Below are 11,489 nucleotides of genomic sequence, written 5' to 3'. Positions count from 1 at the left end.
AAAAGAACAGTCTGCGTGACTGTTCTTTTTTTTGCGCTTTTTTAGTGGAAAAGGAGAAGTTTATATAAACAGGATTGCTCTTGAGTAAAAATTATCGGCCGGGCGGCCGGGCGGACCAACTGGTTTTTAGATTGCAATAATGGGGAGAGCAGCGGCTTAAAGCGTGATTCTCATCAATTGGCCCGATAATCTACCGAATTTGCGGATTATTCTACCATTTGAAAGATTAATTTACCGACTTCCCCATTTAATTTACCATATGCCTTAAATCTGACTAGTGCCAGCAGCTGCATCCCCTGCACAGTCGCGAACAGAATCACTTACACCAAACCAACCGTCCAATCTGCTATGCTTACAGCAAAATGAACGCTATTTCTGATCTCCACATCAATCACCGCTAATTTTTCAGCTTCCAGGGAGAGTGCACTTTCCTGAACTTCTATGATTGTTAGAAAAACAGCTTATATGCCTCATACCCGAAATAAAGTCCAAACCCGATAAGGGAGAGTCCGGATAAGATAGAAATGAGCGTGAGTATCCTGCTGGTCATGAACCTTCTAAAGCTGCTTGCTACCGCTGCCATTGTCAAATCCCATAACAGCAGCCCTATAAAGATTGCACAGCTGTATATCAATATCTGGCTTTTATCATATTCTGCGGCTGTTTTAGCCAATACAGAGCCATATATGCCAAGCCAAAAAAGAATGGTCAGGGGATTGGAAATGGACATAAGAAAGCCGGAAATAAAAGACTTTGCTGCCGATTCGTCTTTAAGGCGGTCGTTTGATACTACCTTTCCTGCTGTTAAAAGGCTTTCAATTCCTGTATAAACGAGCACAAAAAAACCAAAAAGCCATAAAAATGATTTTACGAAAGGAATCTCAAGAAAATTCACGACCCCCATGTAGACGGCAACCATATATACTCCATCTGCTATCATTGCTCCCAATCCGACAAGCCAGGCGTGGAAAAAGCCGTTTTTGATACCCTTGTCCAGCTGAGCTGCATTTATAGGGCCAATAGGAGCTGCCAGGGAAAGCCCTAGAAAGATATAGCTTAAAAATATGCTCAAAAAAAACAACTCCTTTTCATTTGCTGCTTGTACAATTCTATTCAGCAATATAGGTTTGTACGACAGAAAATTGGATTAAAACTGCGGCTGGCTTTGCGAAGACAGAAATGGGGAATAGTAGAAGCGAAGCCAAAGGGGTTGATAATTGATGATTGATGAACAATATTTGGTAAAATTGATCAAACATTTAAAAGAAGCGGATAAACAGCAATTCCAGCGACTGATTGCGGAATTGCAGCCTTATGATATTGCCAGGCTGTATGAGGAGCTTCCGGAGAAGCATCGCTCGAGATTCATCCTTCTGCTTGATCCCGAACAGATTGCGGATCTGCTTGAAGAGCTTGAAAGGGACGAACAGTATGGAGTTTTAGTAAAACTTGGTGTGGAAAAATCGGGCCAGGTCATGGATCTGATGGATAATGACGATTTGGCCTTGCTTTTAGAAGGCCTTTCACCTGGAAGGATAGAGGAGCTCCTGGCTGGTATGAAGCAGGAGGAATCCCAGATTGTCCAGAGCATCATGAATTATCCGCCTGAAACAGCAGGCAGGATCATGACGAACCGGTTTGTGTGGATTCCGGAAAGCTATACGGTCAGTGAAACAGTTGCAAAAATGAAATCTTTTGCTGTATTTTCGGAAACAATCAATTACTTATATGTGATAGATGGAGACAAACGTTTGACAGGAGTTGTTTCTTACAGAGATTTGATTCTAGCAGAGCCTCATGAACAGATTAGGGATATTATGTTCAGCAGGGTGATTTCAGTTCATGCGGAAACGGATCAGGAAGATGCAGCCATGCTGATTGAACGCTATGATTTCCTGGCACTGCCTGTAGTAGAAGAGAATGATCGGCTTGTAGGCATCATTACGGTGGATGATATCATTGATGTGGTTATCAGGGAAGCTACAGAGGATATTGAAAAGCTCTCAGCTTCCGGAAAATCGATTGATTTTGACACTAAAGCTTTCGTGGCTGCCTATCGGAGGCTGCCATGGCTGATTCTGCTGCTATTTATCGGACTTGTTTCGGGATCGATCATCAGCAGCTTTGAAGAGACGATTTCCAAGGTGGTTGCACTGGCTTTCTTTATGCCGATGATAGCCGGGATGACAGGGAATACAGGAACACAATCTCTCGCAGTTGTTGTAAGGGGGCTGATCAGCAGAGATGTTGATCGGGAGCTTGCAGCAAAGCTGATTCTCAGGGAGCTTGCTGTCGGGATTATTATTGGGGTGACTTGCGGCATTCTGATATCTGTGATCGCATATATCTGGCAGGGTAATGGGTTTTTGGGCCTGGTGGTTGGCGGCTCTCTTATTATCACCTTGATTATAGGAACTCTAGCGGGGACAATAGTGCCGCTTGTCCTCTATAAGCTGAATATTGATCCGGCAGTGGCTTCCGGGCCTTTGATTACAACCTTGAATGATATTATCTCGCTATTCGTTTATTTCGGCATTGCAACTGCCTTTATATCAAAGCTGATGTGAACAGGAATAAATATCTTCCAGCTGCGAAATGCTAAACCGACAAAACTTTTTTGGAGGGATTGCTTTGAACGCAAACCGTGTGAAACAGATCCTTTCTTCATCTGCAGACATTGAAGTCACTTATAATGGCGCATCAGTATGGATTGACAGCCTCAATGAAGATGGCCGGACTGCAACAGTACATTTGAGAGGTCCGCTTGAAGAAAGGTCAACAGTAGAAATTGGAGAATTACTGGAAAAATAAGATGGACGCCGCTCAAAAGTGAGCGGTTTTTTTATTTTTTTTCTTAAAAAAATGTTTGAAACATAAATGAAAGGGTATAAAAGAAGGTCGGATTCTGTCCGCTTTTCTATATATAGGCATTCAGTGCTGATTTAGGGGGGAAATTATGAGTTTTAGAAAGAAACAGTTCCTTGGTTTCGGGATCATTATGCTATTTGTGGCAGCGATCCTATTCTTGACAGTTTATTTTATGAATGGGATGAGAAGCAACCTTAGGGAAATCACTGAGGACAGATATGAAAAAGTTAAAACAGCTGGTGAAATCAGGCAGGGATTTACCCAGTCTGACCAGGTGATTCTGCAGCTGATTAACAGTGAAAAGGCTGCCGATGCGGAAAGCAAAGAGAGAATTGAGGAAAACAGAAACGCAATTCTACAGGGCATAGCATTTCTTGAGGACCGCCTCAATCGTGAGGAGGCACGGGATCTGCTCACGCAGATCCAAATTGAATACTCCGCCTTGATCAACACAGAGGATGATCTGATAAGGGCGCTGGATGGTGATGTACCTGCAGCAGATTTGCGGAGGCTTATGGAAAGCCGTCAGGAGCAGAGAGACAGCCTTAGTGAAGACTTATCTGACTTCAGTGCTTTTCAGGAAAGCCTGATGGGTGCTTCAGTGGAGAAGTCGCGTGATACATATGATCAAATGATAATCAGCATTATAGCAGGGTCCATCCTTTGTCTTGCTGCTGTCGTGGCAGCGGCTTTCTGGGTGATTAGAAGCACATCCATGAGCCTGAAAAAGATAATCAATGTCATATCCCGGGTGAATTATGCCGATCTTTCTTCCCTTCCCAGGGTAGAAATTAATACAAAGGATGAAATAGGCGAAATCGGTCTTGCTTTCAATGAGATGGCTGCATCGCTTGAAGACTATAGTTTAAAAGAAAAAGACTATACGAAACATATATCTGAACAAAATTGGCTGCAGACGAATATTGCAGACATCGCTACGATGTACCAGGATATAACGGATATCAGGACGCTGGGAGAAAAATTTATAGCAGAAGCAGCTGTTATTCTGGATGCTTCTGCCGGTGCGTTTTATTTGCGCAATGGCGAAGGCAGGGACATGAAGTTCCTTAAGCAGGCGAGCTATGCGGGAGATGGAAAAGATGCTGGCAGGGAGGAATTCTACCTTGGCGAAGGACTCATCGGACAGGCAGCCTTGGATAAGCGGACCAGGGTGCTGAAGGAGATTCCCGACGACTACTCTCTTGTCAGTTCCGGACTTGGGGAAATGAAGCCTAAAAGCATACTGATTGCCCCGGTCCTGTTTGAAGGAAATGTCACTGCAGTCGTAGAGTTTGCTTCCATCAGGGAGTTCACAGCTCTTGAAGAGAAGCTTCTGACACAGCTGCTGGATACGCTCGGTATTACAGTCAACAGTGTGCTCGGAAGAATGGAAATCGAGCGGCTGTTAAAAGAATCCCAGATGATGACAGAAGAGCTCCAAGTACAGTCAGAAGAGCTCCAGACTCAGTCTGAGGAACTTCAGGTCCAGTCAGAAGAGCTGCAGTCGCAATCGGAAGAGCTTAGGATGATCAATGAACAGCTTGAAGAAAGAACAAGAGATGCAGAAAAAAAATCCCGGGATCTGCAGCAGGCCAATAAGGATATTGAAGAAAAAGCAGAACAGCTGTTATTGAGCTCAAAATATAAATCTGAATTCCTGGCCAATATGTCGCACGAGCTCAGAACCCCGCTGAACAGCATCCTGCTGTTGTCAGAAATGCTGTCAGAGGGGCAGGGTGAAGAGATACCTGAGGAGCAAAAGGAAGTAGCTAAAGTAATCCACTCATCAGGAAAAGACTTGCTTTCTCTCATTAATGACATCCTGGACTTATCTAAGATTGAAGCCGGAAAGCTGGATATGCTCTTTGAAGAGATGAATTTGAGCGAATTGCCTTCTTATCTGGAATATAATTTCAGCCACCTTGCACAAAAGAAGAATCTGGACTTTAATATTTCAATTGCTGAAGACCTTCCCGGAATCATGTATACTGATCAGCAAAGATTCCAGCAGATTATCAAGAACCTGCTTTCTAACAGCTTTAAATTCACAGAGAAGGGCTCTGTTTCGATCGAAGTAAATCTTGCTGATCCTGAAAAGACAAAAAATCTGCCTTTAAAATCAAAAACTGATTTTTGGACAGAGATAAAAGTGTCTGATACAGGAATAGGCATTCCTGAAAGCAAGCAGTCGATCATCTTTGAAGCATTTCAGCAGGGAGATGGTGCATCTGTAAGGAAATACGGAGGCACAGGGCTTGGTCTTTCCATATGCAGGGAATTTGCAAAGCTTTTGGGAGGCTGGATATTCGTGGATAGCGAGGAAGGGAAGGGAAGTACCTTTACACTGTTTATACCTAGCCTTCCTAATGGCCTTGAGGAAGAACAGCATACTGCAGCAGCACACCTCGAAATAGCCGCTTCGGCTGCCGCAGAAGAAACAATTACAGACACGGGTGTGGAGGAGCCGGAAGTTCCTGCGGGAATTTCAAAGGAAATCCGTCATATCTTTAAGAATAAATCTGTGCTAATATGTGATGATGACAACCGCAATATCTATGCGCTTGAAAAAGCGCTTAAAGCTGAGGGCATGGAAGTTACCACAGTGCAGAACGGGCAGGAATGCCTGGAAATGGTTGGGCAGAAAAGGGATATTGACATTATTCTGATGGATATTATGATGCCTGTTATGGATGGGTATGAAACAATGCAGCGGCTGAGATCCATGGATGGACTTGAACAAATGCCGATCATTGCATTGACTGCAAAAGCGATGAAAGGGGACAAGCAGAAATGTCTGGATGCAGGTGCATCCGATTATATCAGCAAGCCCCTGAAGCTTGATCAGCTCCTGTCCGTCATGCGGGTGTGGCTGACAAAAGCTTCAAAGTAAATTGGAAAGGGGCATATGTGTGAAAAAGGATGTGCTTAAGGCGGACGAACGGGAAAAAATTGAGATGGATCTGCTCCTTGAGGCGGTCTACCTGATTTCCGGCTATGATTACCGCCAATATATGCGCTCCTCTGTGGAAAGAAGGATACAGCATAGAATGAGGCTGGAGCAGATTCCGACAATCAGCAGGCTCACTGAGAAAGTCCTGCACTATCCAGGCTTCATTAATAGAATATTGGACGATTTATCCATCAGTGTGACAGAAATGTTCCGGGACCCGTCCTTTTTTAGAGCTTTTCGTGAAAAGGTTGTACCCCGTCTCAGAGCTCTCCCGGAAATCCGGATATGGCATGCAGGCTGTGCTACAGGGGAAGAAGCATATTCTATGGCAATATTAATGGAAGAAGAGGGACTTGGCAGCAAAACCAGGATTTATGCGACCGATATAAACGAAAATGTTTTAAAACAGGCAGAGAGCGGGACATTTTCCCTTGCCAGGATGCAGACTTATACTAAGAATTACATCCAGGCGGGAGGGAAGAGGGCTTTTTCAGAATATTATTCTACTGACGAATTCAATGCCTATTTTCACCGGGAGCTTGTAAAAAATGTGATATTTGCCCAGCATAACCTGGTGACTGACGGCTCTTTCAATGAGTTTCATGTCATCATCTGCAGAAATGTAATGATTTATTTTACACCTCATTTGCAGCAGGATGTCCTTGACCTATTTCATGAGAGTCTTTCTGTTGGCGGGTTCCTGGGACTTGGAAACAAAGAAACGCTGAGAATCGGACGTTCAAAGGAAAATTATGCGGAGTTTGATGGCAAAGAGAGATTATATACGAAAAAGTAAGGAGATTGCCTGAATCGTTAGGCAGAAATTCAGAATAAGAAGGGCGGAACCAATGATGGTTCCGCCCTTCCATTTGATATTTTACATAGTTTTGGGACAGGACAGGACATTTTGCTGCAACCCATGGTAATTTATTGGGTGCAGCCCTGCTGGCCAGTCTGCATCTCTCTAAGCAAGCCCGGCAGCAGAATATTTCTGTGCGGCTTCAATGGCCGGATGCTTCAGCACCTGTTCGCTTTCCGCCTTGGCTTGGATCATGACGACACACATATCGTCCGGCTGGCATGCTTGGAGCTCTTTTGGGATGACAAGATTAATGGGCGCATCAATTGTTTCTTTGTCCCATTTCCTGCCCGCAGCCTCTGCCAGCAAGGGAATGCCATCCTCAAACTTCCGTTCAATGGCTTCCATCACCCCGTCGGTATATAAAAGGATTTGAATGCTCTTTTCGTATTCAATGATAGATTTTTCGACTTTTATGTTTTCCCAAAAGCCAATGGCGCAGCTTCCTTTTTTCATTGGGACTGTCTCCCGACCATCCACAAGGGCAAAGCATGGCGGATGCCCGGCATTAACGTATTCTACTGTTTTTTTCTTTGTATCGATCACCAGGTATACAGCTGTAAAATAGTAGTGGAGTCCGCTCTTTTTTTTCTCAAGCATAACCATCCATTTATTCAGCTCTTTGATTACTCTTTCAGGCTCGCTGAAATTCCTGATAACGTCCCTCAGGACAGAAGAGATGAACATGCAGACAAGGGAGGCTGAAATGCCATGCCCCATCATATCCAAAACAATGGCAGCATACCTGTTCTCATCAATCTTATGCCAATAATACATATCTCCTGCCAGTTTAAAAGCCGGAATATAGGAAGCATTAATATGTATGTGATCCTCCTGAACCATTTCGCTCAAAAGATTATGCTGGACCTGCTGAGCAAGATCTAATTCATCCCTTATTTTCTTTTCGTGCTCTTTATGCCAATCTTTTTCTTCCTTAAGCCTTAAAGCTACTCTTAATCTGGCTGCAAGCTCCACTTTATTGATAGGCTTTGTTATGTAGTCAATGCCGCCTACATCCAGTGCCTCTGCTACCTTTTGGGAATCCTCAAGGGCGGTGACAAATATGACAGGGATGTCACGGTACAGCGGATTCTCCTGGAGGCGTCTGCATGCTTCGATCCCGTCCATTTCAGGCATCATAATATCCATCAGGATGACATCCGCGGTGTTTTGGGCAAAAGCGGGCCCCGCGTTTTCCAAGTGCTTGAACAGGTCTTTAGCCGATGTAAATGACCGGTAGTCTTCATAGCCGGCATTCCTGAGAATTTTTTCAACTACAAACAAATTCACCTGGTTGTCATCCACTATTAAAATTGACATTCTCACTATCTCCTTTAGGAAAGGGAGCATTTTCAGCTCCTCATAAAACAGTTTTAATTCAGACAGGCCGGGGAAGCAATTACCTGTAAAAGTATTATGTATGACAGCGGTTCAGGAAACCGTTCCGCATTATATACCCGTCTTTTCCGGCTGCTAAACATATTTTCCCGGAATTTCCGTTATAGTTTCATGCTGCTGTACAAAATATAAAATAGAAAGGCCGTTTATTAGGCAGCTGCTCATGATTGCTGTAAAATAAAGGGTGATTTTTACATAGAGAGGAGAACCATTTATGGATGAAGAAAATAGCAAAGTGGATCTCCGGCAGGATTCAGGTGCAGATAAAATTTGGACAAGGGATTTTGTCTTGATCTGCATTGCCAATTTTTTTGTGTTTTTAGGCTTTCAGATGACATTGCCTACCATCCCTTTATTTGTCGAAGAGCTTGGAGGCAACGACCAGCTGATTGGATTCGTGGTCGGTATTTTCACATTTTCTGCCCTGCTTCTCAGGCCCTATGCCGGCCATGCTCTTGAAACAAAAGGAAGGCGCTGGGTTTACTTGCTCGGCCTTTTTATTTTTATTCTTGCAGTGGGAGCATTCGGGTTCGTACCGGGAATCATATTTTTATTTCTATTACGGATTATCCAGGGCGTGGGCTGGGGATTTTCCACTACTGCTTCCGGGACAATTGCAAGTGACCTGATTCCGCCTAAAAGGAGGGGGGAGGGTATGGGCTATTATGGCCTTTCAGGCAATATCGCCCTTGCTCTTGGACCTTCGCTGGGACTCACCCTTGCAGGAATACTGACATTCAAGCACCTGTTTTTAATTTGTGCTGCTCTTGGCGGTGCCGCTCTTTTACTTTCATCACGGATACGCTATAAAAAAGTAGAAGAAAGCCAGGCCGCTGCAACTCCGGTAAAATGGGACTTTTATGAGAAAAGCGCCTTGAAACCATCCGTCCTGCTGTTTTTTATTACTGTCACTTTTGGGGGCATTGCTTCCTTCCTCCCGCTCTATACAGCTCAAAAGGGCATCGGCGGAATTCAATGGTATTTCCTTATTTATGCTCTATCCATTATGCTGACAAGGACCTTTGCCGGGAAGGTTTATGATTTAAAGGGACATAAAGCTATTTTTGTACCAGGCGCTCTTCTGATATTAATCGCTATGGTCCTGCTTTCATGGCTGCCGGGCACCGGCATTTTATATCTCGCTGCAGTGCTCTATGGACTCGGATTTGGAAGTGTGCAGCCTGCTCTGCAGGCATGGTCGATTGAACAGGCACCAAGGAACAGGAGGGGAATGGCCAACGCAACATTCTTTTCTTTCTTTGATCTTGGTGTAGGGATTGGAGCAATGGCATTCGGGCAGATCAGCCACTGGTTCGGCTATGGCAGCATTTATTTAACTGCAGCAATATCAGTATTGCTATCAATGATCATGTATCTTATATTTCTTAAAAAAGAGGATACAGGTAAAAATGGAAAAGCTGGAGCACTGCAATAGCAGGCCCAGTTTTTTTGTTATAAAAATAGGCACTGCTATGTCTTTTGACACTTTCCTTCAGGCAGGAACAGCAGTATGATAAAAACTTCAAAATTCATCATTATGGTTTTGGCAGCAGGAAATCAGGGAAAAGAAAAGCAGAATGCGTCAATCTGAAAATTTCTGATGCTTAAACTATGTCCATGGGGGGATACATATGGCTAAAAGATTAATTCTTTTATCACTGCTGTCTGCTGTTTTATTTGTATTGATTTCCTCATTCGATTTCGATGCAAAAAAGACAAATGCCAACGTAGAAGAGAAAAAAGACTATGTTTCTTTTGAATATAAAATTACCAAGGTTGAAGAAGGGACATACTATGGGAAGTCTGCTGATGGATTGGGCATTTCTTTTACACTGGATGACCTGGATCAGAACATCATCATAAAAAAAGAGGATACAGTAGTCTGTTATTTTGAGAAAGACAATATGAGGGACGGATTGATCCGTGTCGAAAAGAAGTAGCCAGTCTTTTGATTGGCTTTTTTCTTTTGACGGAATAGTGCCGGCTGTGTTTTTTTCAAAAATGAAAGGGTAATAGTGTAGTGGATAAAAAATTTAAATGAAAGAGGCTGATCATATGGCAGATAATAAAAACAGCGATGACCGCAATCAGTATTTCCAGGATCGTGCAGGGACAGATGAAGCGAATTTCCATGTTGTGCCAAATGATGAAGAAGGCTGGGCTGTAAAAAAGGAAGGCGAAGATGAGCCGGAATTGACAACAGGCTCCAAGTCCGAAGCTGTGGACAAGGCAAAGGAAATGGCGAAGGAAGCGGGGACAATGGCTATTATCCATAATGATGAAGGAAGGATAGAGGACCAGGAGAATTACCGCCAATAAGGATTTAAGGCTTCAGCCCCTGGCTGAGCCTTTTTTTTGAGGAATGCCCGAACACCGTATTCGTTTTAAACGGGCTAATATGCTATTCTAAAATAAAGTTTGAAATACAGAGGGTGTCCATCATGAAAATAGTTTGCTTTGGTGATAGTCTAACCCGCGGAGTGTCCTACCTAAAAGGGCGGCTGAGAATCTTAAAAAAGAATTATCCAGCGGTTCTCCAGGAGCTATTCAAAAATAATAGTGCAGGTGAAGCGGGACTGCATATTGAAGTGTTGAACAAAGGTGTCTTTAATGATAATTCGAATCTTCTGCTGTCAAGGCTTGAACGGGATGTTACTGATGAGAAACCTGATTTTGCCATCATCAGCATTGGCGGCAATGACTGCAATTTTTCATGGGAAGAGGTCGCGCAAAATCCGGGCGGCGAACATAGGGCTTCAGTTCCGCTGGACAAATATGCAGACAATCTAAGATATATGATAGAGAAAGTAAAGGACAGCGGGATCACTCCCATTCTCCTGACCCTGCCTCCGCTTGATCCGGTCCGCTATTACGAGAATATTTCAGGCAAGTTCAGTTCACAGATCAGCGGCTGGATATGCAGAGTTGGCGGGATAGAGCACTGGCATGGAAAATATAATCAGAGTCTGAATAAAATTGCGGATGAACTGAATGTGTTGAAAATCGATGTAAGATCTGCATTAAAACAGGCGGGTGACCTGGCAGAATTAATTTCGGCCGATGGAATCCATTTGACCGAATGGGGTTACAAAATCCTTGGGGCAGAGATTTACAATTATCTTTCAGCCTTTATGCAGTCCGGCAATATGGATAATATGCATTTAACTTCTGTAACAGAAAAATAAGGGCAGCCCGTGGGCTGGCCTTTATTTTTATTGTAAGAATAGAAAAAAGCGATTTGCATCTGCAAATCGCTTTACTTAGTGAATCTTTTATGCGGCTGAGAGGACTTGAACCTCCACGGGGTTGCCCCCACTAGAACCTGAATCTAGCGCGTCTGCCATTCCGCCACAACCGCTTACTAGCAACTGAATTTATTATAGCATAATAATTATGTTTGTACACTATTTTTTT

10 protein-coding genes and 1 tRNA gene are annotated in these 11,489 nt (G+C 43.6%); 8 read left to right on the top strand and 3 right to left on the bottom strand.

Features of this window, described 5'->3' with window-relative positions:
• Positions 1-448: 448 nt before the first annotated feature.
• Positions 449-1,072, bottom strand: a complete 624-nt coding sequence (locus tag Q9R36_RS19880; RefSeq protein WP_022544064.1) for a LysE family transporter — start codon at positions 1,070-1,072, stop codon at positions 449-451.
• 148 nt (positions 1,073-1,220) lie between these two features.
• Between Q9R36_RS19880 and mgtE the strand changes: the two genes are divergently transcribed.
• From mgtE to Q9R36_RS19860, 4 genes are all read left to right on the top strand, one after another.
• A complete protein-coding gene (gene mgtE / locus Q9R36_RS19875; protein ID WP_009795541.1) occupies positions 1,221-2,567 on the top strand; it encodes a magnesium transporter in 1,347 nt (448 codons plus the stop codon).
• A 64-nt stretch (positions 2,568-2,631) separates the two neighbouring features.
• A complete protein-coding gene (locus tag Q9R36_RS19870) occupies positions 2,632-2,811 on the top strand; it encodes an H-type small acid-soluble spore protein (RefSeq protein ID WP_022544063.1) in 180 nt (59 codons plus the stop codon).
• Positions 2,812-2,956: 145 nt separating this feature from the next.
• Complete coding sequence (locus Q9R36_RS19865) at positions 2,957-5,758, top strand: sensor histidine kinase (protein WP_311225775.1); 2,802 nt, start codon at positions 2,957-2,959, stop codon at positions 5,756-5,758.
• Between the two features lie 64 nt (positions 5,759-5,822).
• The gene (locus Q9R36_RS19860) at positions 5,823-6,614 is read left to right on the top strand and encodes a CheR family methyltransferase (RefSeq protein ID WP_083783141.1); all 792 of its coding nucleotides are present in this window, start codon (positions 5,823-5,825) and stop codon (positions 6,612-6,614) included.
• Between the two features lie 168 nt (positions 6,615-6,782).
• Here the strand turns inward: Q9R36_RS19860 and Q9R36_RS19855 are convergent, their stop codons facing one another.
• Entirely contained in the window at positions 6,783-7,997 is a 1,215-nt protein-coding gene (locus tag Q9R36_RS19855; RefSeq protein ID WP_009795545.1) for a fused response regulator/phosphatase, read from the bottom strand.
• Positions 7,998-8,289: 292 nt separating this feature from the next.
• Between Q9R36_RS19855 and Q9R36_RS19850 the strand changes: the two genes are divergently transcribed.
• The 4 genes from Q9R36_RS19850 (at position 8,290) to Q9R36_RS19835 (ending at position 11,260) form a co-directional block, all read left to right on the top strand.
• Complete coding sequence (locus Q9R36_RS19850; RefSeq protein ID WP_311225774.1) at positions 8,290-9,510, top strand: MFS transporter; 1,221 nt, start codon at positions 8,290-8,292, stop codon at positions 9,508-9,510.
• Between the two features lie 196 nt (positions 9,511-9,706).
• On the top strand, positions 9,707-10,015 hold the full coding sequence (locus Q9R36_RS19845; protein WP_009795548.1) for a hypothetical protein: 309 nt from the start codon (positions 9,707-9,709) through the stop codon (positions 10,013-10,015).
• Between the two features lie 115 nt (positions 10,016-10,130).
• Positions 10,131-10,394: a DUF2188 domain-containing protein gene (locus Q9R36_RS19840; protein WP_022544061.1), complete on the top strand. Its 264-nt coding sequence runs from the start codon at positions 10,131-10,133 to the stop codon at positions 10,392-10,394.
• Between the two features lie 122 nt (positions 10,395-10,516).
• Positions 10,517-11,260 carry an SGNH/GDSL hydrolase family protein gene (locus Q9R36_RS19835; RefSeq protein ID WP_022544060.1) on the top strand — a complete coding sequence of 248 codons (744 nt, stop codon included), beginning with the start codon at positions 10,517-10,519 and terminating at the stop codon, positions 11,258-11,260.
• A gap of 90 nt (positions 11,261-11,350) precedes the next feature.
• Here Q9R36_RS19835 and Q9R36_RS19830 read toward each other — a convergent pair.
• Positions 11,351-11,433, bottom strand: a tRNA-Leu gene (locus Q9R36_RS19830).
• Between the last annotated feature and the right edge of the window lie 56 nt (positions 11,434-11,489).

This window comes from Bacillus sp. AG4(2022) (assembly GCF_031844465.1).
Classification (GTDB): Bacteria; Bacillota; Bacilli; order Bacillales; family Cytobacillaceae; genus Bacillus_AB; species Bacillus_AB infantis.
The sequence above is the reverse complement of the archived record's forward strand: the minus strand, read 5'-3'. Positions and strand labels throughout refer to the sequence as shown.